Below are 20,966 nucleotides of genomic sequence, written 5' to 3'. Positions count from 1 at the left end.
TTGATCAGCCCCCAATTGACGAGAGAACGTTTGCAACAAGTGATCTGAAACTTTTTTCGGCTTCCGAACCTCTGAGAAAAGAAACAACTGGTTTACCTGCATCTGAGTATTGAGCTACCACAGGATCCATTGGTATCTCGCCTAAGCACTTTACACCCGTCACTTCTGACAGTTCGTTCACGACGCCTTCACCAAAGGGTTTTATTTTAGTACCACAATTGGGGCAGATCAAATAAGACATATTGGTCACAAATCCAAGTACCGTTTGTCCCATTTCATTGACAAAATTTATGGCTCTTTGAACATCGTCAACGGCAACACGTTGTGGTGTGGTAACTATCAAAGTTCCATCGAGCTTTACCATCTGAAAAAGACTAAGTGCCTCATCTCCAGTTCCCGGTGGCAAATCGAATATGAGAAAATCGAGTTTTCCCCAGTCAGTATCGCCGAGGAATTGTTGAATAACGGTATGTTTCAAAGGTCCTCTCCATACAATTGGCTGTCCATCCTCGAGCAACATCGCCATCGAAAGAACTTTCAAATTGGTCAGATATTTCATAGGAACAATGAATCCATTTTGCATCATTGGTTCATCCATTAAACCAAGCATTCGAGCAACATTTGGACCATGTATATCCAGATCAGCTAAGCCAACTTCAAAACCTTCTTCCGCAAGTGCAACTGCTAAGTTCACCGCGACCGTTGTCTTGCCAACGCCACCTTTTCCACTGAGAACTGCAATCTTGTGGTCGATTTTTGATAGATTTTCCTCAATCCTTTTTTGCCTTTCTTTAATTTGCACAAATCTATCCTTTTGCTCCATTTTCTTACCTCCTTTGAAATATTCTACACTGTTTGCTTTAGAATGATAAAATTAAATGGTAAAGGAGGAAAGTCTTTTGTGATATATCCCTTACAAATTAAAGACCTCACAGTTTCAATGGCTATGGAATCGGGCCAAACACAGTGTACAGATTAGTTATTTTTTGTTGAGGATGTCCTTGACCAGCGTTTTAGGGAGATGAAAATTATGTTTTTTATATCAAGAGATTTCAAATTTGATGCCGCGCACAAGCTTGAGAAATACCATGGAAAGTGTGAATCACTCCACGGTCATACTTACAAATTAAGAGTAACTCTTCGCGGTGAGCCTAATGAAGAAGGTATGATCATAGACTTTCTTGAACTAAAAGACATTGTAAGAAAGGAGATTCTTGATAAACTTGATCACAGTTATCTTAATGAAATTATCGATCAGCCAACGGCTGAAAACATAGCAAGATGGATCTGGAATAAATTAAAGATCAAATTTATGGATGAGAGATACACGCTTTATGAGATAACTGTTTGGGAAAGTGAAGACGCTTTTGTGACCTATAGAGGTGAATGAGTGAATGAAAGATGTACAAAGCCAGCCAGATAATAGGAATGTATACCTGCAAAGAGTTGGTATAAAAAATTTGAGTTATCCTGTCACTGTGATGGACAGGAAAAATGGATATCAAGATACAGTGGCGAAAATAAACATGTATGTTGATTTACCAGTTGAATTTCGAGGGACCCACATGAGTAGGTTCGTCGAAGTTTTGAACAGATACCGCCTGGGAATAGATCCAAGACTCATAAAGCAGATGCTCGAAGAGCTTAGAATAAATTTGAAGGCAAGTATTGCGAGAGTTGAGATAGAATTTCCATACTTTGTGCTAAAAAATGCCCCTGTTTCTAATCAAGAGAGTTTTACGAAGTACATTTGTCGTATAGATGGACAAAAATCGGCTGATGTATATGACTTCACCGTATCTGTTGGCGTACCAATATTGACTTTGTGTCCGTGTTCTAAAGAAATCAGTGAAAGGGGAGCGCATAATCAAAGGGCGATTGTTTGGATCCATGCGCGCTCAAAAAGGTTGATATGGTTCGAGGAACTGATAGAATATGCAGAAAAGAGTGCAAGTTCACCAGTGTACACTATTTTAAAAAGAGTCGATGAGAAGTTCGTGACTGAACATGCTTATGACAATCCAAGATTTGTCGAGGATGTCGCAAGAGAAGTCGCAATAAAATTGAATGAAGATAACAGAGTACTATGGTATAAAGTGGAAGTTGAGAGTTTTGAATCCATACACGATCATAACGCATACGCGTGTGTTACCAAGAACAAGGAGGAGTCAGAGTGATAATAGAAGTTCTCGATAGGGGTTTTGTGAAATTGGTTGACAATATGGGCAATGACATTTCGGTAGTTCGAGCTGCAAGAATATCACACGGCAAGGAACCAATTGATGAGCAGAGAGACAAAAAATTGTTAGAACATCTGTTGAAAAGTGGTCATGAATCACCGTTTGAACATATCGTTTTCACCTTTCACATTAAATGTCCCATTTTCGTGGCAAGGCAGTGGATGAGGCACAGAATAGCATCATACAATGAATTGAGTGGGAGATATACTGAACTTACTGACGAATTTTATCTGCCTGACTTTGAAAAAAGAACCGACAAAAAACAAGATGAAAAGGCAAGAAAAATTTTTGAACAGGCTTATGAAGCATCCTATCAATGCTATAAGCAGTTATTGGAGATTGGATTTCAAAGAGAAATCGCCCGATTAGTCCTTCCACTTGCTACCTATACACAATTTATTTGGACAGTTAATGGGAGAAGCCTGATGAATTTTCTTTCATTGAGAGCGGATTCTCATGCTCAGTGGGAAATGCAACAATTTGCGATAGCTGTCGCTCGGATCTTTAAAGAGCTCTGCCCATGGACTTATGAAGCATTTGTGAAATACCGTTACACAGGAGATTTGCTCAAGGAGGTGAATCTGTGAAGCTTTCAGAGATTTTGGCAGAAGTCAAGGCAAAAATTCTCGTTGGTGAGGAGAAGATTGATGAACTCGAGTTCGAATATGTTGCTGCTTCGGATTTGATGAGTGAAGTTTTGGCAATAGCAAGACCGAGTATGATCTTGTTGACTGGATTGACGACACCACAAGTTGTTAGAACAGCAGAAGTTGTGGGAATACAAGCAGTTGTGGTGGTCAGAAAAGATTATCTTCCATCTGAAACGATAGAAATGGCAAGAGTTAGTGGAATAGTTCTTGCCATCACAAAGATGACGATGTTTGAAGCATGTGGAAGACTTTACAATAAAAAACTCAAACCTGTTTGGGGTGCTTGAGAAATGGAAAAAATTCTCGATCGCGTGCAGAGTTTCTTCTTAGACATGTCCATCACGGAAATAATGAATCACAGCGTTATATCTGTAAGACCTGATAGGACACTCAGACAAGTTAAAGAAATCCTTCGAATCAAAAGAATTTCTGGTCTTCCTGTAGTTGATAACAATAGAAAACTCATAGGCATAGTGAGTATAGAAGACATAATAAAAGCATTGGAAGGAGGATATATAGATGATACTGTCGAAAATAGAATGACAAAGAACGTTGTTTCTATAGATAGTACGGCAACTTTGAAAGAGGTAATAGAATTTTTTGAAAAATGGCCTTATGGTAGATTTCCAGTTATAGATAATGAAAGAAGGTTAGTTGGAATAGTTACCAAAAATGATGTGATGATGGCTTTACTTGCAAAACTTGGACTTGTTTACCTTCATGATGAAAGACGTCGCGAGGTTCTTGACAGTCCAGAATATTTTGCGAGATCTCTTCTGACAGGTGAAAGGCTTGACAAATCTGGTGCAGATTTTTATTTTGCCATAGATTACTTTGATATAAACCTCGCTGGGGTAGGTGCCTCTAAGTTGAGGCAGTTCTTACTTTCAAAAGGTGTCGATGAGAAAACGGCAAGGCGAGTGTCAATCGCCACTTATGAAGCTGAAACAAATGTGGTTATTCACAGTGGTAGTACAGGCGCAATATACTGTTTCATAAAACCAGAGAGCATTTTTGTCAGAGTAGAAGATACAGGTAAAGGTATCGAAGATGTTGAACTGGCAATGCGTGAAGGCTATTCCACAGCACCAGATTATGTGAGAGAACTTGGTTTTGGTGCAGGAATGGGGCTTGCCAATATGAAACGCTGTTCGGATAACATGATAGTCATGTCAAAGGTTGGTGCAGGTGTAGTGGTCGAAATGGAGTTTTTAAGGGGAAGGGAGGCAAAACAATGAAAATTTCTCAAGTTGTAGAAAGATTGGGATTGGAAGTTTGCTGTGGAAATTGCGAGCAAGAAATACTCTATGGTTGTAGTGGAGATCTTCTCAGCGAGGTTATGTCACATGCAAAACCTTCTTCAATTTGGGTAACTGTGCAATCACATGTGAATATCGTTGCAGTGGCGGCTATTTCTGGTATAAAAGCAATAGTTCTGTGTAACGATCACAAATACCCACAAGAAACCATTGTCAAGGCAGAACATGAAGGTATATGTTTGCTAAAAACCAGCAAATCTCCTTTTGAGGTTGCGGGTTTGTTATATTCAATTGGGATTAAATCATGATAAAAGCAGATCTTCATGTGCATTCATGTCTTTCACCTTGCGCTCAAATAACGATGGTACCAAGCGTCATATCTCAAAAGATTAAAGAAAAACAAATGGATATAATTTCCATAACAGATCATAATTCTTGTCGCAATCTGGTAAGCTTCGCAAAGAGAATCAATGGTTTTTTTATTCCTGGCGTGGAACTCACCTCTTTTGAGGAAGTACATGTACTTGCTTATTTTCATTCAATTGAAGCGGCTTCAAATCTATGTGATTTTGTCAAAAAATTCTTACCTAAAACCACTTATGATCCCGAGTTGATGGGATATCAAATAATTGTAAATGAACAAGACGAATTTCAAAATCTTGAAGAAGATTTCCTGGGTCTTGCTTTACAACTATCGCTCACTGATCTTGTAGATATCATTTGCTCTTACGAAGGAATACCAGTTTATGCGCATATTGAAAGACGGTTTGGTGTGTTATACCAACTTGGTGTCTTTCCAAAAGATGATCGAGTTAAACTGGCTGAGGCACGTAGCAAAGAAGGTTGGATTCAAGGTATCAAATCGGGATTTGTTGTATTGAGCAGTTCAGATGCCCACGCTCCCGATGAAATAGGCTGTAGATTTACAAGATTTGCAATAGAAGATTTGAACCTCAAAGAGTTATTCGATGTCTTATCCATGCCAAGTAGAGAGAAGGTTCTTTCGATATGGGATTGAGGACGATATCTGATCACATAATGGATATCGTACAGAATTCTTTCAATGCGGGTGCAAGCAAAGTGACTCTGAAGATTGAACAGAACAAAAACTGGTTTTGTTTTCAAGTTGAAGACAATGGAAAAGGCATGGATCAAGAACAACTCTCCAAAATATTCGATCCATTTTACACGACACGAGATCCTCGTGTGAGAAGAGTTGGGCTTGGTTTACCTTTCTTGAAACAGGCAACCGAAGCGACCGGTGGGAGTACACAGATAAAAAGCACCAAAGGTGTTGGTACAATAGTTAAAGCCTGTTTTGATACAAGCCATGTTGATTGTCAAGAGATTGGAGAGTTATCGGATTCAATTTCTACATTGCTTATATCTTCGAATGATGTAGAATTAACGGTGTATAGATCTAAGGATGGAAGATCTTATTTTATATCCAATGCTCAACTCAAAGAATTATTGAAAGATCTTTATTCGCCTTCTGCTATAAAGTTTGTCTATCAAATAATTGAAGAACTTGAAAAAAGCGTCACAGAGGAGGTGTCTCAATGAGGTTGGTGTTAACTTTTTTGTTTTTAGTCCTAATATCTTGCGTACTAAGCGCGGTAGTTATAAGTAATCTTGTTTTCACGGGGCTTGAAACTGTTGAATCTTCGGAACTGATTGCCGTTGCAAGAGACTATCTGAATGTTGAATTGACGGATCAAGGGGTTCAGGAACTTCTCAAAAAGATTTTCGATACAGGTTATTTTTCTTCTCTTGAACCAAAAATGATTTCATCAATTAATGGATATGTGCTTCAGATTAATGTTCAGGAAAATCCCGTTGTGAAAGGGTGGAGAATAGATCTTGTTGGGCCAGAACTGGTTAAAAAGGCTGATCTGGAGTCGGTCGTGAAGCTTGAAAAAAATAAAGCACTTAGTATTGCAAAAGTCAGAGATTCACTGCAGGCGATCAAAGAAAAATTTGATGAAGCTGGTTATTTCTTGGTAGAAGTCAGTGGGGATTTGGATAAAGATATCTACGTTTTTAAGATAACTGAGTATGCGCTTTGGGAAATATATTTTGAAGGTGAGACCGAAGGTATAGATTTTTCTAAGATCAGACAGCAGATAAAGATAGACACACTCAAAGATTTTTACACGACTCCAGGATTTTTGAGAATCCTTACTAAAGACATCAAACGTTGTTATCCTACGGTTGAAAATATGTCATCTGTCATGAGTGTACTGAGTAAATATGTATACTTTGATAAAGACACGGCAATCAATTTTGAAAAGATGGAGGTACCTGGTGTTGATGAAAAAACAGCTGTTTTGAAGATCAACGTAGTTCTGAAAAAAATCATATCTGATGGTAAATTCTACAAAGATATTGAAATCACAGGAAATAAACTCGTTTCAACGACAGAACTCAGAAATTCTTTAGCTCTAAAACCAGGTCAAATCGTCTACAACGTTGATATTCTCAAATCCATGCAGGCGATTGTTGATTATTATGAAAACAAAGGCTATCCAATGACGTATGTTTTAACAAGAGAACAAGGTGATGTATTGCAATTTCAGGTTTTGGAGAAATATATTTCTGAAGTAGAACTCAAAGGCCTTGAAACGACCAAGCAGTATGTTATAAATGACTTGATCACATTTGAAAAGGGAGAATCTCTTAAGAAACAGGATTTCTACGACACGGTATCTGCTTTGAACCGAACTAAATTTTTCGAATCTGTTAGTGCATATCCTGTAGGTACGATGGATTCAACTGAAGTCAAGGTCACAATAGATATAACTGAAAAGAAGAGAAAGTTCGATTTCACAGGTGGTATATCATGGACCCCTCCTGATGGACCGTGGTATGAGGGTTTTATGGGAGAGGTGACACTTGGCGCCACAAACCCATTTGGGTATGGACAGAGTTTTTCTGTCACTGGTAAACTCGGATTGACGGTAAAGAGCATTAGTTTTGATTATTCTATTAGAAAGCCTTTTGAGCTACCGGCGACACTTGGAGCGGTCTTCAGCTATGAGTATAATACCTCTGATTCGTCAGTAACAAACATCTTCAAAATAGGTGGAAATTTCACAACACTCAGATCACAAGGTCATGCTTTTGGAATAGGTGCAACTTATGAATATAGATATCATTCATACCTGAGTGACGATGAGAACACGCTGATTTTGTCAGGTAACTATTCTTATGATACTCGTAATAGCGCAATTTTTGCGACAAATGGTCAATATCTCTATCTTGGATTGGATAAAGCAGGTCTTTTCGGAATATTAGATGACCGAGATTACTGGAAGGCAAGACTCGACGCAAGATTTTTCGTGCCAATATATGAAGACTTGTTCTCGTTAGCATTTAGAGGTTTTGCTTCAAGTTTGTTCTTGGAAAAGTACAGAGTTTCTGGAACTGATCAAGAGACTATATTGTTCTATGGTGTCAATGCTGTAAGAGGTGTGGAAAGTACTGAACAAAAAGCTGGTTGGCTTGGCAGTGTCGAGTTGAGATATGATTTGAAATCACAGACTGTACCTATGTATTTACTTGCATTTGCCGATATTGGAGGTACAGGTGAGAGTCTTTGGAAGACTGGATTCAATTTCACGGCGGGGCCTGAACTTGATATTGCAATACCCATGTTGGGAGTGATTGGTTTTGGTGTGGCCTACAACTTTGATGGTAACTGGACTTTTGAGAACTTCAAACCATTCTTCCGTTTTGGCGCAGCTTTTTAAAGATCAAACGAGTTACAGAGAGATATAGGCATCATTTTGAAAGATAGATGTCCATGATTGATTGAAACGTGTTATAATCGGACATAGGTGGGGATATTTTGCCAAAAAGCATGACAGGTTATGCAAGATACGAAAAAATAGAACAAAGCTATAGAGTAGTCTGCGAAATAAAGTCGTTGAATTCAAAATATCTTGTCACAGATATTCAATTACCATCTTTTATGTTCAGCAGAGAAAACGAGCTGATCCAATCGATACAAAATGTTATTAAAAGGGGCAAGATAACCCTCAGAATATATGTGGAATTCTTGACTCCTCTGAATGCAGTGAAAGTCGATTATGGTCTGGCAAAGAGTTACTATGATGCTTTGGAAGATCTCGTTGGTCAGCTTGGAATACCAGAGCCAGTCAACTTAGATAACCTTTTACGTTTTCGAGATCTTGTGAGATTTGAACTGTCTCAACAACAAGAACAGCAGATTTTTGGGATTGTAAAAGATGTTTTGGATAAAACTTTAAAATCACTCGATGAAGAGAGAACAAGTGAAGGGACCAGGTTAGCACATGATCTTGAAAAAATACTTCAGCAATTGCTGGTTATACAGAATGGTATATCTAAATTCAGTGAAGAGTCTTCTATACTCATGAAAGAAAAAATCAAACAGGATGTAAAGAGAATGCTTGATAATGACGTACAACTCAATGAAGATTTGCTTGAGAATGCAGTGGTTTTTGCTGTTCAGCGAGCCGATATACGTGAAGAACTTGCCAGATTGAAAAGTCATTTACAAAAGGCCGAAGAGTTGCTTAAATCAAATGATTCTGTTGGTAACCATCTTGATTTTGTAGCACAAGAAATGTTCAGGGAGGTAAACACGATCCTATCTAAATCACAGGATCAGAGGATCATAGACGATGCGTTGAGGGCAAAGGTACTGATCTCTCAATTCAGAGAGCAGATCCAAAACATCGAATGATCATTAGGAGGTGTGGTCCGCAATGTATGGTTTGATCAACATTGGTTTTGGTAATGTAATTTCGGGTGATCGTGTGATAGCGATTGTGAATCCAGAATCTGCTCCTTTGAAACGACTCAAAGATGAAGCCAAAGACGAAGGAAAACTCATCGATGCCACTTATGGCAGGAAAACAAGGGCTATATTGATTACAGATAGCAACCACATTATACTCAGTGCGATCCAACCAGAGACAATTGCACAGAGATTCAAACAATCGATGATAGAGATCGAAGAAAATTTGAACAAAGTGAGGTAGCAAAGTGAAAGGTATTTTGTATGTTATCAGCGGACCATCGGGCGTGGGCAAAACCTCTATTATAGAATCGACATTGAAGAAAATCAAAAACGTCGTATTCTCTGTTTCTTGTACCACCAGACCCAAGAGACCAAATGAAGTCGAAGGAAGAGATTATTTCTTTGTTGATGTTGTCAAATTCAGAGATATGATTGAGCGTGATGAATTTCTTGAATGGGCAGTAGTCCATAACTACTATTATGGTACACCAAAGAAATTTGTAGAGGAACAAATTGAAAATGGCAAGAGTGTATTGCTCGACATCGATGTACAAGGTGCAATGACTGTGATGAACAAGTATAAAGACGCTGTTTATATATTTATTGCTCCACCTTCTTTTGATGTGCTCAAGCAAAGATTGATGAATCGCGGTACAGAAGACAAAGAAAATCTCTATAGAAGACTTGAAGATGCTAAAAAAGAACTCTCTTATATACCGAATTTTGAATATATAATAGTCAATGCGCAATTACAAGAATCGATCGACCAACTTTGTTCCATAATTGTTGCAGAGCAATTAAAAGTCAAACGTGTAATTGATCGACTGGGTTTGCACAAGTTTTTTGAAAATGGAGGTGGAAAGAGTGAGTAAACCAGTTATTGATTATGATTACCTATCCAAGAGAATACCTTACAAATATGCTGTACCCATCGCTGTTGCCAAGAGAGCAGAGGCACTAAAAGAATATGCAAAACCGTATGTTACAACACCAGATGGTAATTTAGTTTCAATTGCATTCAGAGAACTTCAGGAAGGTTATATAAGAATAAAGAACGAAGAGATACTCAAGATACTCCTACCTGAAGTGAAATAATATGAAAATACTCATTGGAATAACTGGGTGTATTGCACTGTACAAAGTCGCCGAGCTCGTTAGCTCACTCAGGAAATCTGGTAACGAACTCAAGATAGTGATGACGCAGAGTGCCGAAAAACTCGTTTCAAAAGATTTATTCTCGGCCGTTGGAAATTGTGAAGTCTACTCTGATTCAAACGCCTTTGAGATTAAGAACGGCTTCATACCACATACAGAACTGTCAAAGTGGCCAGATGTGTTTGTTGTTGCTCCAGCAACGGCAAATACAATTGCAAAGATAGCACATGGCATAGCAGATAATCTTCTAACGATGGTGTGCCTTGCACACGATGGGAACAAAAAATTGTTAGTACCTGCGATGAACTACAGAATGTATGAAAATGCTGCAACTCAAGCTAATCTTCAAATCTTACGAGACAGAGGCTGGTGGATTCTGGAACCATCTGTAGGGCACCTTGCTTGTGGAGAGTTTGGTAAGGGAAGATACCCAGAAAACGAACTTGTACGGGAAGCTATAGAGATTCTCAACAGTGAAAAACCTTTGAAAGATATGAAATTGTTAATAACTGCTGGACCAACGTGGGAATCGATTGATCCAGTTAGAATCATCTCTAATCGATCAAGTGGAAAGATGGGTTATGAGCTCGCAAAAATGGCGGTGCGCTTGGGTGCAACAGTAACATTGATCTCGGGCCCTACAAATCTCAGTGTACCTCACTTTGTGAATGAATTCATAAGAGTCGAGAGTGCTCAGCAAATGTTTGATGCAGTAACCAAAAAATTTGATCAAATGGATGCTGTAATAATGGCAGCAGCCGTTGCTGATTATACTCCAATTGATATAAGTAAGAGTAAGATAAAGAAAGACTCTGATGAATTAAACATACCTTTGAAAAAGACGATCGATATTTTGAAATATCTAGGTGAGAGAAAAAAGGACAAAATCTTAGTTGGTTTTGCCGTTGAAACAGATTCTCTTGAGGAATATGCTAAGGAGAAAATGGTTAAAAAGAACTTAGATATGATAATTGCGAACAAAGCTGAGGCAATGGGGAACGATCAAAATAATGTGATTATCTTCAAGAGAGACGGGATTGTAAAGAGAGTGGGACCCGATGAAAAAGGCCGTATTGCTCTTGCTATTTTATCTGAACTTGCTGAGCTTTGGAATAGATCATGAATTATCAGTAGTTTCTTTTCAAAACGAAAAATTAACGATATCTGTGAAACCTTTGTATTCTCAATCAGGTCCATTAAAAAGTTATATTTTCACTCAAACTGGACATAGATTACCCAAGGAAGTTTCTGAACAAAATTTGACTTTTGATGTATCAAGGACAAACTGGATTGTACCAGAAATCTTCGGGCAGAACATTCTGCATAGCATCATGAGAGGAACAAGCCCATCTATTTTACAAATATCTTCTTACAGAACACAACCAGAGATTTCTCTATTCACCGATGTCGAAAATAACAAAAGATTATACATTATTCTAAAGATTCCGAACGGTTGGAAACTGAGAGACTGTAAATTACAGAACGTCTCGTTCAGATCTTTCACTTATTCGGATACTCTTTATCTTTACACCGATGATAAACTCAAGGATGGAATAGACAAAATCACTTTTGAGTTTGATCTGGCTTACGGCCTGAAAAATAAGGTAGAAAAAGATATCTTTATTCTTGCAGGAATAGCCAATTTTCTCAGAGGAAACACTGTACCCTTTGTTGTTGAGCAGATTCCACCATATCAGCATGTTGTCAAGTCTGGCGAAACTCTTTGGGCAATAGCCAATATATATGGTCTTAGAATAGCTGACCTTGAGATCGCAAATGGCTTAGAAGATGGAAGCAAACTCATTGCTGGCACTGTTTTGAAATTAGCAAAAATCAAATTCAATAGTTCCTTGACAACGGTGGTCATAAATACAATGACAGCCCGTCTTGCGTTGTATTACAATGGAGTTTTAGTCAGGACATTTCCAGCTGCCATTGGAAAGAGTGACACTACTCCACCAGGTGTCTACTGGATCGTGAAAAAAGAAGTCGATCCAGCACTATACTGGTACGGAGAGTATATACCACCACGTTCACCAATAAATGGTTTAGGTACCAGATTTCTCCAATTGTCAAATCCAACGTATGGTATCCATGGAACAACAAAACCATGGGAGATCGGAAAAAGAATCTCCCATGGTTGTGTACGTATGCTCAATCAAGATGTAGAAACCTTAGATGCCTTAATAGATACTGGAACCAAGGTAATTGTGATCAGAAACGTTGAACCATTTCCTGAAAGGCTTGAAAACCTTCTTTAGAACCTCCCACCCTTTTTCTCAACCCTTTTTCGATACTCTGCCATTTTCCTTTCGCTTTCCTTCATGAACCTCGCGAGTTTCTTCTCAAACTCAGCCTTGCTTGTTCCCTTTTGTTCTTCTGAACCTTTTTCTGATCCCTTCTGCTCCTTCAAAGACAGTTCCCACTTACCATCCTTGGTCTTTCCAATGACTCTTGCAGTGATTTCTTGACCTTGCTTGAGAAAATCCTCAACGTTCTTCACGTACTGATTTGCTATTTTCGAAATATGGATAAAACCTGCTTCTCCACTCTCGAGTGTGACCATTGCTCCGAATTTTGTAATCTGAGTTACTTTGCTCTTCACGACATCTCCAACCTTTGTCACAAAATGCCCCTCCTTGAAAAATGTATTGCCTATCAGTATTGTTTGTTTTTATATTTACGGCGGAATTTCTCTATTCTACCTTCTGTATCTATTACCAAGCTTGCACCAGATAGACCTTTGTACAAAGGATGACAATTTGAACACACGTCGATCCTCACGTTCTCACGTGTTGTATAAAACTTATGTTCAGCACCACACGCACATTTTAGCGAAACAAACTTCATCTCGGGATGTATTTTCTCTTTCACCTTTCTATCACCTCTCCAAATTTCTTATGTACCTTATCAATCATATCACACAATTTATAACAGTCAACTCAATTTGATAATGTTGAAAACATCACAACACAAAATAGAAAATACGAAGTTTTCCAAGCAAGGTTTGATATCTCCTTTATAAAGATCAATAATTAAATGCAGTTACTCCAATAGTAAAGACAAAATCATCAGAATCTGTCGTGGTGAAGATGATCCAAAGTTTGAGACTTGAAATACTTCTGTTCAAGTGGTATTATTAGTTACGCGGGGCGTGGCGCAGTTTGGCTAGCGCGCTTGCATGGGGCGCAAGAGGTCGCTGGTTCAAGTCCAGTCGCCCCGACCAGGCGGCAACTGCCGCCTTTTTTATGAAAGACCTCTTGACCATTTTGATGACATAGTGTAATATAACGTTGTGACGATGCCCCCATCGTCTAGCGGCCTAGGACACTGGCCTTTCAAGCCAGAAGCAGGGGTTCGAATCCCCTTGGGGGCGCCACTTAAAAATACGGCGTTTCAAGAGTTCGGGATGTGACTCATCCCGATTTTTTATTTAGCAAGATTAAGATAGAAACCGGTGATATTTTGATTTCAGATCGATCAACGTTATAATATTAGAGCATAAGGTTAAATCTTAAGGGGGTGAGTGAACATGAAGTGGGTTGTGTGGATTGTGTTGCTTTCATTAGGAATCGTGGTTTGTGCTGCTCAAATTGAGATAGTTATCTGGACTCATGAAGATCCTAACAGAACACCACTTGAAGAGCGATATATTCAAGAATTTGAGAAAATGTATCCGAATGTCAAAATCACACGTGTGACATATCCATCGGCAAAGATCAGAGAAGTCGTATTGACAGCCTTTGCGGCACGCAAAGGTCCTGATATCTTCAATATGGAGATACAAGATGCTTATCCCTATATCGTAAACGAAAGAGTTGCTCCGGTGAGTCTGAATGCACTTGGCTTGAAATCTTTTGATGAGTTGAGAAATTTGTATATTGAAGGTGCTCTTGATGCTGTCACATACCAAGGTAAGATCTACGGTTTACCTTTGGAACTCACAAACTGGTGTATTTTTATCAACAAAAAGTACTTTAAACAAGTTGGACTTGACCCAGAAAAAGATTATCCAAAAACGTGGGAAGAAATGGTGCAGGTTAGTGAAAGATTGGTCATAAGAGAAGGGCAAATCATAAAGAGAAGGGGATTTGACTTTAGATACCCATATTATTTGACTTTCTTTCTACCGATGGTTGAGCAACTTGGAGGAGCCTTGTTCAGTGAAGATGGAAAAACGGCGATTGTGAACGATGAAGCATGGTTAAGAGTATTGAAATTTATGAAAGAATGGGGACCGAATGGAAAAAACCTTGGCTCTCCAACCTACAACGCAGCAAGAAAAGAATTCAACAAAGACAACAATACCGTTACGATGTGTCTGTCTGGTTTGTATCAAATAGACAGAATCAAGGCAGAAAACCCAGACTTTTACAACAGCAAAGAATGGATGGTTGTACCATTCCCAGTTTTTAAAGATGCCATAAAAGATGTGAGATGCAACTATTACGGACATTACTATATGGTGAATGCAGAGAGTTCGAAAGAAAAACAAGAATGGGCTTGGAGATTCATAAATTACATGCTTAGCCACCCGGAAGATTACCTTTTAAATGTAGGTCTCATACAACCTAAGAAATCTTTGATTGAATCTGATACCTTCAAAAACTATCCATACGCAAAAGTCTTCTTGGAAGATATGGAGAAAGCTCATATCGTTCCACTTCATCCTAAGGGACCTCAGTTCGAACAGTTGATAAAAGAAGCTGTTGAATCAGTGATGCTTACAACAACGACTCCAGAAGAGGCTTTAAAGACATTAAAGAAAAAAGCAAACGAACTTCTCCAAGAAGAATAAACAAAAGGTGGGCACAGCCCACCTTTTTCTGAGGTGATGTATCTGAGAACTTTAGAAAGAAAGAAGGCATTTTGGGGATTTGTGTTCACAATACCTGCGATAGTCTTTTTTGCGATATTCAGTTTTTATCCCATGGCTAACGCCTTTTGGATGAGTTTTTTCAGAAAGGAACTTTTATCGCTTAAAGCTCCAAAATTCATAGGTTTCAACAACTACATATATCTTTTTAAATCAGAAGCTTTTTGGAATTCAATCAAAGCAACGACTATTTTTGCCATTGGCACTTTCATTCCTATGGTTGTATTCAGTTTAATTTTTGCGGCTTTGATACTTACCAGAAGAAGATTTCAAAAATTCCTTCAAATGGCGTATTATTCACCAGCGGTTCTATCATCAGTTGTTGCAGCAGCAATCTGGCTTCTAATCTTTGATCCAAGAGGATTGTCTAACCAATTTTTGAACTTCATCTTTAGTACTAAAGGAATTGATTATCACTGGCTATCGAACGAAAGTATGTTGAGATTTGCAACTATAATAGTTTATTTCTGGAAATACGTTGGTTATTTTACAATCATCTTTGTTGCTGGTATGGCGAGTATCCCCAGATCTGTTCATGAAGCTGCCATAATAGATGGTGCAAACAAATGGCAAGATTTTTTCTATATTACATTACCCTTGATAAAACCTACAACATTATTGGTGTCAGTTATGTCAATGATTCAATGCCTTAGAACCTTCAGTACACAATATTTGTTCGTTCAAGGTGGTGCTCCTCTCAAACCAATTGATGTAATAACGCTCAATATATACAACACAGCTATAAGAGATCGGCAAATTGGTAGAGCGAGTGCTATGAGTGTAATACTTTTCTCGATAATCATGTCTTTCAGTTATCTTCAGATCAAATTCTCAAAAACTGAAGATGTTACTTACTGAAGGTGATAATGTGAAACAGTCAATATTCATAGATATCATCATATGGTTGTTCTTGATAATATTTGCAGTTTTCATTCTCACACCTATTGTTTTCATGTTCACAGCTTCTATAATGTCTTCGAGAAACATAATGAAAATACCATACCCATGGATCAGTGGAGAGTTCAAATGGGAGAATTATTGGCAGGCTATAAAAGGAAATGACGGGAAGTTTTTCTATCTGAAGAGTATTTGGAATTCATTTTTAGTAGCTTCTTTGACAACAATTGGAACTGTACTTTTGTGTTCATTGACAGGCTATGGTCTTGCAAAATACAGATTCAAAGGACGAACCTTTATATTTTTAATGATTCTAAGCACCATGATGATTCCCTTCGAAGCGATAATGATCCCACTTTATCTTATTGTTACCAACATGGGTATGCAAGACACATATGCAGGATTGATTGTTCCTCTTTTGATGAATGCATTTGGTATCTTCATGATGAGACAATATCTTTTGACTTTCCCAGACGAATTGATCGATGCGGCAAGAATAGACGGGACAAGTGAGTTTGGCATATACTGGAGAATAGTTTTACCTAACAGCCTTCCAGCTATTACCACACTTGCCATTCTGACATTTAGATCTCAATGGGACAATCTGTTATGGCCTCTGCTTGTGATACAGAGTCCTGAGAAGAAAACGATACCATTGTATATTATTCAATTTGCAACAGAAAAATATACCAACGAAGGTGCAATGATGGCGGCCGCAGTGATTGCCAGCATACCAATGTTTGTTTTGTTTTTTACACTCACAAAGTACTTTCTATCTGGTGCAGAGCTCTTTGCAGCGAGAAAAGATTAGAATTACCTTGTCTGAAAATCTACAAGTTCAAATGTATAGTTGGTTTCGTGGATAATAGATTTCAAAACCAAGGGCACTTGTTTATTTATAACCCAAGTTATCAATGGCTTTTCATTTACATAATAGGTGAATTTCTTTCCCACGTACTTTCCAACTTTCTCCTCACCATCATAGGTGATCTTGATACCATACATATTCAATGTCGTTGGGTTGTCTATATCGATCATACTAAAAAAGCTGGTATAGGCTGGGTTATAAACAAATGTGAAAACCGCCGCCAAGTAAGACGTTGCAAAATAATCGTAATTCAGCTCCTCATCTTCTGGGACGATAAATTTCGACCAGTGTGTTACTTCATAACCATTTTTGGTCTTTTCGCTTGTAAAACCAGCAAGAATTTCTTGATCTTCTGTGATCACTTTGTAAGTGAAGAATTTGAAATCAAGCAAATTAATGGTTGCTTCATAAGCAAAAAGACATACAGACATTATCAAGATGATTCCGAAAAACACTTTCTTCATCAAAATCCCCCCTTGTTGGTCTTATTATATCTCAAAGAAACCCATAAACAACCACACCAACAAACCCACTCAAAAAGATCAAAATAAGCGGATGAATTTTGAACTTTGAAATGCAGGAAAACACTGCAGTGGCAATTGATATCATCACTAAATCATTTATCTTTGGTACAACCAGAGAGTACAAAGTTACAGCAATCATCACCGTGGTGATACCTGTAAGTGCCTTAGACCATCTTTCTTTATCTACTTTGACACGTTTAGCTAATAAGAACAAGACCGAAATTATCAAAATAGGAGCGAGTAAAAAAGCAAAGGTATTTACTATGGCTCCAAGAAAACCAAAGTACTTATAACCAGTGTATGTTGCAAGATTGATCGCAACAGGACCTGGAGTTATTTGTGCTATTGAGACTGCTTGAGTAAATTCTTCAGCAGACAATATCTTGTTCGATATCATTTCATTTCTCAAGATCCCTACAATTGCCCAGCCTCCACCAAATGCAAAAAAACCTATTTTGAGGAAGATCCATATGAGCTTCAAGATCACTCTGCTTTACCCCCTTTTAGATATAAAATTCCAACAACTCCAAGAAAAACTGGAATAAGTAGAGAAGCATTGAGAACAAGAAGCACAACACCTATCGATACAACTCCTAATTTGAAGACATCCCATTTTTGACGTTTCACAAGACCATAAAGGACATTGAAAACAAGCCCTATTACAGCAGCATAACAACCTCTCAAGAAACCTTGAACATATACATTGTTCGAAAAAGGTTTGATCAAGCTTGCTACAGCTACTATTGCGAAGAATGGTGGTAAAACGATAGCGAACCCTGCTAAAAAGGCTCCAAAAACGCCAGCCACCCTTTTACCGATCATTACAGCAGTGTTGAAAGCAATCGGACCGGGGATTGACTGTGCAAGTGAAAGATCTTTGTAAAAATCATCTTCACTAACCCATCCGAGTTTCTTAGCTTCCCACTGCATGACAGGAATCATTGCATAACCTCCACCGAGTGTAAAGGTAGATATCTTCAGAAAGGTAAGGAAAACCTTGTACAACAACTTAGAATCTTTCATCTTCATCAACTCCTGTTATAAGATAACAACAGTTATTCTACCGAACATTTTCATTCTTCTGTGCGAGTTTAACAATAGAGAAACTAATCTTGAAAATCACAGTCAATTGCGTAAAAAATATTTGGTTGCTTCATACCCATGGCAAATTTTCAAAGTGATTTCGTATCGAATCAAGACAATGTACAAAATTGGTGGGTAATCTTTCAGGAAAATCTATGATAAGGCAGGTCTGATTTTTCTTTCCAAGCTGCTTAGTTCTACGGCAAAATATGGATTGTCACTAATTAATTTGTGTTGTATAAATTTTGTGCTGGCGTGCTTTCGAGTGTTTCTTCGATACCGAACTCTTTTGTTTCTTCCACACGAAGGTAAGAATGGTTTTTATGTAATTCATAATTTGCGAGATAAATACTTGCTAATTCAGTTGATTTGAGAATTACTAAATTTTCTGCGTTTGATTGTTCTGCTGCCTTTGAAAAATTGAATGAACCAGTGATAACTATTTCTTGGTCTATTATGATCACTTTATTGTGATGAATGGCTTCCTTTCCATCGATATAGACCTTTATTCCATTTTGTCTCAGAAAAGAGGTTTGAGAATATCTTGAGATATCGTTGCCTTCGTCGATAATTATTTCTATATAAATTCCTCTGTTGAATGCTTGTAAAAGCGCATTAGCAATAAGCTCAGATGTGAAAGAATAGATCATAATCTTGATCTCTTTTTGTGTCTGGTTTATCTGCTGAATAATGGCTTCGGTACATCCACCTTTTGGAGAAAAGTGGATGTCAACGAGATCTATTTGAAAACAGTACGCAAGAAAGGAAAATAATAAGAATAATAAAATGACATTTCTCACAGCGCCGCCCTTGTAGATTTTACCACTAATCTGAAAAAAACTGGGGTTGGTTAACCCCAGTCTCGCGAGAAGGTGTTGATCTATCGTAAGAGGTTGCTGGTGTCACAAATTTGGTGATTTCTATCAAAATCAACCATCTGTTTTTTTATAAATCCCTTTCAAAATTATGATACCCCCTGTTGGGATAAAAGAGATGGGTGTAAAAAGATTTTTCGTGAATTGTTTCACTATTATCACAAAACGGTTCAATCATTGGTCCTTTAAAAGATCGTTGATAACGAAATAATCAACTGAGATACAAAATACGTTCCAAGGATGATCACATGACGTGCTGGTACTCTTTTCACAAATTTATCAACAGCGATGAGAAAGTCAGAGAAGACAAACAGTCCGCCTGCTATGGGTAATAGAAACCTTAGATAGTAGATGCCCTTGTAGAAAGGAGAAAATGAGAAACTGAACATGGTTCCTATTGCCACAAGATATACAGATACAGATAATCTATTACCTACCAAATACCTATATAGTACCCCAAAATACAAAATCGTCAATATTGCAAATGTCACTATAAAAATCCATGATGGGGGAACGGTAAATTTGATACCAAAACTGATAGAATAAAACAAATGACCGATCAGAAATGAAGCCATACCATAGATGAATCTTTCAGGCTTTTCCATAAACGCATCGCCGATTGTGCCAAAGATCAGTCCAAAGACAATCAACCATTCAACATTATCAGCATTCATAGATGCTATTGCAACGGCACACAATGTTGTGAAAATTTTTATCACAGTGACTTCTTTCCGTTTATTTTTCAAATAGATAGTCAAAATCCCCAAAAAAATCATCGATAAGGATAAGAACAAACTCGATTTCAGATGAACATTTTCTTTCCAACTGTAGATTTTCTCGACATCCCTTCTTGTTCCTTCCAACTCCTCTTTTTCAAAAGAGATGTAATTTGTACCAGCCAACGGTTTGTTCGAAAACATGTGATTCCATGTACTCACGTAGATGACAACATTTTTGTCAGTTCTTTCAAAATCATCGATAGGAACCTCCGCACTGTTATGCAAATTTTCTAACTGATTGTAAGATTGTGAATCACAAAAATCATCTTTGAACAATATACGTTCTTTCAAAACAAAAAACGTTTCGATATCGTAGAATCTACCCCATTTGAAAAAACGATAAATGTCATAGACAAGATCAATGAAAGGATTAGGATGATCTTCATCCCAAAAAACAATGGTGATTTCTCTTTTATCACCATGATCATAGGAATAAACACTATGTATAGAATTATCTTTATCAAAAACTGGCATTCTTATTTCAAAAGCAAAACACAATAGGCAAAAGAAACTAAAAAAAAGAATCGTATATCTACGCATCTTATCTACCCCCTAAAAATAATCTTATCAAAGACATTGCACAATAAAAAAAGGCACAACAGTGCCTTGTGACGGTAACCAACTGAATCAATTATGATCAATGAATCCTTTGGTGGCGGCGGTGGGATTCGAACCCACGACATAGTGATTATGAATCACTCGCTCTGACCATCTGAGCTACACCGCCATCAGCATAATGTATGATACCATACCATTTTTTTGTTTTCAAGTTTCACTGGAAAATCTCCCAAAATGAATGAGAAAGAAAGACAACAAATCACTTAACAGGTAGGTTTTTATCTTTATCAAAATCTCATTTAAGATCATGATGAACATTTAGATTGAAAAAGCCTTTCTATAATACTTCAACCATAAACAATTAGAAATCCTTATGTTATACCAGCAAAGATGACCCAAGAGATTAGACCTATGCCAAT

26 protein-coding genes and 3 tRNA genes are annotated in these 20,966 nt (G+C 37.8%); 20 read left to right on the top strand and 9 right to left on the bottom strand.

Annotated features, from left to right (window positions below):
- Positions 1–4: 4 nt before the first annotated feature.
- The gene (locus TSP02S_RS06225; protein WP_082025933.1) at positions 5–823 is read right to left on the bottom strand and encodes an Mrp/NBP35 family ATP-binding protein; all 819 of its coding nucleotides are present in this window, start codon (positions 821–823) and stop codon (positions 5–7) included.
- A gap of 207 nt (positions 824–1,030) precedes the next feature.
- Between TSP02S_RS06225 and queD the strand changes: the two genes are divergently transcribed.
- The 15 genes from queD (at position 1,031) to TSP02S_RS06150 (ending at position 12,348) form a co-directional block, all read left to right on the top strand.
- Positions 1,031–1,390, top strand: coding sequence for a 6-carboxytetrahydropterin synthase QueD (gene queD, locus TSP02S_RS06220; protein ID WP_041082729.1), 360 nt, complete (start codon positions 1,031–1,033; stop codon positions 1,388–1,390).
- Between the two features lie 4 nt (positions 1,391–1,394).
- Complete coding sequence (gene folE2, locus TSP02S_RS06215; protein ID WP_041082727.1) at positions 1,395–2,177, top strand: GTP cyclohydrolase FolE2; 783 nt, start codon at positions 1,395–1,397, stop codon at positions 2,175–2,177.
- Positions 2,174–2,827, top strand: coding sequence for an FAD-dependent thymidylate synthase (gene thyX / locus TSP02S_RS06210; protein ID WP_041082726.1), 654 nt, complete (start codon positions 2,174–2,176; stop codon positions 2,825–2,827). The genes folE2 and thyX overlap by 4 nt, the downstream gene beginning before the upstream one ends.
- On the top strand, positions 2,824–3,177 hold the full coding sequence (locus tag TSP02S_RS06205) for a hypothetical protein (RefSeq protein ID WP_041082724.1): 354 nt from the start codon (positions 2,824–2,826) through the stop codon (positions 3,175–3,177). Before thyX ends, TSP02S_RS06205 begins: the two co-directional genes overlap by 4 nt.
- A gap of 3 nt (positions 3,178–3,180) precedes the next feature.
- Positions 3,181–4,128 (top strand): CBS domain-containing protein, encoded by a 948-nt coding sequence (locus TSP02S_RS06200; protein ID WP_041082722.1) that lies wholly within the window; start codon positions 3,181–3,183, stop codon positions 4,126–4,128.
- On the top strand, positions 4,125–4,457 hold the full coding sequence (locus TSP02S_RS06195; RefSeq protein WP_041082720.1) for an iron-sulfur-binding hydrogenase: 333 nt from the start codon (positions 4,125–4,127) through the stop codon (positions 4,455–4,457). Before TSP02S_RS06200 ends, TSP02S_RS06195 begins: the two co-directional genes overlap by 4 nt.
- Positions 4,454–5,167, top strand: coding sequence for a PHP domain-containing protein (locus TSP02S_RS06190; RefSeq protein WP_052465349.1), 714 nt, complete (start codon positions 4,454–4,456; stop codon positions 5,165–5,167). Before TSP02S_RS06195 ends, TSP02S_RS06190 begins: the two co-directional genes overlap by 4 nt.
- Positions 5,158–5,712 (top strand): ATP-binding protein, encoded by a 555-nt coding sequence (locus TSP02S_RS06185; RefSeq protein ID WP_041082718.1) that lies wholly within the window; start codon positions 5,158–5,160, stop codon positions 5,710–5,712. The genes TSP02S_RS06190 and TSP02S_RS06185 overlap by 10 nt, the downstream gene beginning before the upstream one ends.
- Positions 5,709–7,898 (top strand): BamA/OMP85 family outer membrane protein, encoded by a 2,190-nt coding sequence (locus tag TSP02S_RS06180; protein WP_041082717.1) that lies wholly within the window; start codon positions 5,709–5,711, stop codon positions 7,896–7,898. The genes TSP02S_RS06185 and TSP02S_RS06180 overlap by 4 nt, the downstream gene beginning before the upstream one ends.
- A 98-nt stretch (positions 7,899–7,996) precedes the next feature.
- A complete protein-coding gene (locus TSP02S_RS06175) occupies positions 7,997–8,875 on the top strand; it encodes a YicC/YloC family endoribonuclease (protein WP_041082715.1) in 879 nt (292 codons plus the stop codon).
- Between the two features lie 22 nt (positions 8,876–8,897).
- On the top strand, positions 8,898–9,173 hold the full coding sequence (locus tag TSP02S_RS06170) for a DUF370 domain-containing protein (protein WP_012003659.1): 276 nt from the start codon (positions 8,898–8,900) through the stop codon (positions 9,171–9,173).
- A 4-nt stretch (positions 9,174–9,177) separates the two neighbouring features.
- Positions 9,178–9,804 carry a guanylate kinase gene (gene gmk, locus TSP02S_RS06165; protein ID WP_041082711.1) on the top strand — a complete coding sequence of 209 codons (627 nt, stop codon included), beginning with the start codon at positions 9,178–9,180 and terminating at the stop codon, positions 9,802–9,804.
- Entirely contained in the window at positions 9,782–10,027 is a 246-nt protein-coding gene (locus TSP02S_RS06160) for a DNA-directed RNA polymerase subunit omega (protein ID WP_082025931.1), read from the top strand. The genes gmk and TSP02S_RS06160 overlap by 23 nt, the downstream gene beginning before the upstream one ends.
- 1 nt (position 10,028) lies before the next feature.
- Positions 10,029–11,210 carry a bifunctional phosphopantothenoylcysteine decarboxylase/phosphopantothenate--cysteine ligase CoaBC gene (gene coaBC, locus TSP02S_RS06155; RefSeq protein ID WP_041082709.1) on the top strand — a complete coding sequence of 394 codons (1,182 nt, stop codon included), beginning with the start codon at positions 10,029–10,031 and terminating at the stop codon, positions 11,208–11,210.
- Positions 11,146–12,348, top strand: a complete 1,203-nt coding sequence (locus tag TSP02S_RS06150) for a L,D-transpeptidase family protein (protein ID WP_041082707.1) — start codon at positions 11,146–11,148, stop codon at positions 12,346–12,348. The genes coaBC and TSP02S_RS06150 overlap by 65 nt, the downstream gene beginning before the upstream one ends.
- Here TSP02S_RS06150 and TSP02S_RS06145 read toward each other — a convergent pair.
- Positions 12,345–12,713 (bottom strand): S1 RNA-binding domain-containing protein, encoded by a 369-nt coding sequence (locus tag TSP02S_RS06145; protein ID WP_041082706.1) that lies wholly within the window; start codon positions 12,711–12,713, stop codon positions 12,345–12,347. The two genes, TSP02S_RS06150 and TSP02S_RS06145, sit on opposite strands and share 4 nt — an antisense overlap.
- 32 nt (positions 12,714–12,745) lie before the next feature.
- Positions 12,746–12,961 carry a 50S ribosomal protein L31 gene (gene rpmE, locus TSP02S_RS06140; protein WP_041082704.1) on the bottom strand — a complete coding sequence of 72 codons (216 nt, stop codon included), beginning with the start codon at positions 12,959–12,961 and terminating at the stop codon, positions 12,746–12,748.
- A 274-nt stretch (positions 12,962–13,235) separates the two neighbouring features.
- Here rpmE and TSP02S_RS06135 point away from each other — a divergent pair.
- The 5 genes from TSP02S_RS06135 (at position 13,236) to TSP02S_RS06115 (ending at position 16,671) form a co-directional block, all read left to right on the top strand.
- Positions 13,236–13,313 (top strand) — tRNA-Pro (locus TSP02S_RS06135).
- A gap of 77 nt (positions 13,314–13,390) precedes the next feature.
- Positions 13,391–13,466 (top strand) — tRNA-Glu (locus TSP02S_RS06130).
- A 153-nt stretch (positions 13,467–13,619) separates the two neighbouring features.
- The gene (locus TSP02S_RS06125; protein WP_041082703.1) at positions 13,620–14,885 is read left to right on the top strand and encodes an ABC transporter substrate-binding protein; all 1,266 of its coding nucleotides are present in this window, start codon (positions 13,620–13,622) and stop codon (positions 14,883–14,885) included.
- A gap of 36 nt (positions 14,886–14,921) precedes the next feature.
- On the top strand, positions 14,922–15,821 hold the full coding sequence (locus TSP02S_RS06120; RefSeq protein ID WP_041084164.1) for a carbohydrate ABC transporter permease: 900 nt from the start codon (positions 14,922–14,924) through the stop codon (positions 15,819–15,821).
- Between the two features lie 10 nt (positions 15,822–15,831).
- Positions 15,832–16,671, top strand: a complete 840-nt coding sequence (locus TSP02S_RS06115; protein WP_041082701.1) for a carbohydrate ABC transporter permease — start codon at positions 15,832–15,834, stop codon at positions 16,669–16,671.
- A 2-nt stretch (positions 16,672–16,673) separates the two neighbouring features.
- Here TSP02S_RS06115 and TSP02S_RS06110 read toward each other — a convergent pair whose 3' ends face one another.
- The 6 genes from TSP02S_RS06110 to TSP02S_RS06085 all read right to left on the bottom strand — a co-directional run bounded on the left by TSP02S_RS06110 (position 16,674) and on the right by TSP02S_RS06085 (position 20,716).
- Entirely contained in the window at positions 16,674–17,192 is a 519-nt protein-coding gene (locus TSP02S_RS06110) for a hypothetical protein (protein ID WP_041082699.1), read from the bottom strand.
- Positions 17,193–17,223: 31 nt separating this feature from the next.
- Positions 17,224–17,739 carry a chromate transporter gene (locus TSP02S_RS06105; RefSeq protein WP_144380736.1) on the bottom strand — a complete coding sequence of 172 codons (516 nt, stop codon included), beginning with the start codon at positions 17,737–17,739 and terminating at the stop codon, positions 17,224–17,226.
- Positions 17,736–18,275, bottom strand: a complete 540-nt coding sequence (locus tag TSP02S_RS06100) for a chromate transporter (RefSeq protein WP_232503668.1) — start codon at positions 18,273–18,275, stop codon at positions 17,736–17,738. Before TSP02S_RS06100 ends, TSP02S_RS06105 begins: the two co-directional genes overlap by 4 nt.
- Positions 18,276–18,559: 284 nt before the next feature.
- A complete protein-coding gene (locus TSP02S_RS06095; protein WP_052465346.1) occupies positions 18,560–19,135 on the bottom strand; it encodes a phospholipase D family nuclease in 576 nt (191 codons plus the stop codon).
- Positions 19,136–19,395: 260 nt separating this feature from the next.
- The gene (locus TSP02S_RS06090; RefSeq protein ID WP_041082697.1) at positions 19,396–20,529 is read right to left on the bottom strand and encodes a lysoplasmalogenase; all 1,134 of its coding nucleotides are present in this window, start codon (positions 20,527–20,529) and stop codon (positions 19,396–19,398) included.
- A gap of 110 nt (positions 20,530–20,639) precedes the next feature.
- Positions 20,640–20,716: transfer RNA gene (locus tag TSP02S_RS06085), tRNA-Met, on the bottom strand.
- Positions 20,717–20,966: the final 250 nt, after the last annotated feature.

The sequence above is a fragment of the Thermotoga profunda AZM34c06 genome, from assembly GCF_000828675.1.
GTDB classification, from domain to species: Bacteria; Thermotogota; Thermotogae; order Thermotogales; family DSM-5069; genus Pseudothermotoga_B; species Pseudothermotoga_B profunda.
The sequence above is the reverse complement of the archived record's forward strand: the minus strand, read 5'-3'. Positions and strand labels throughout refer to the sequence as shown.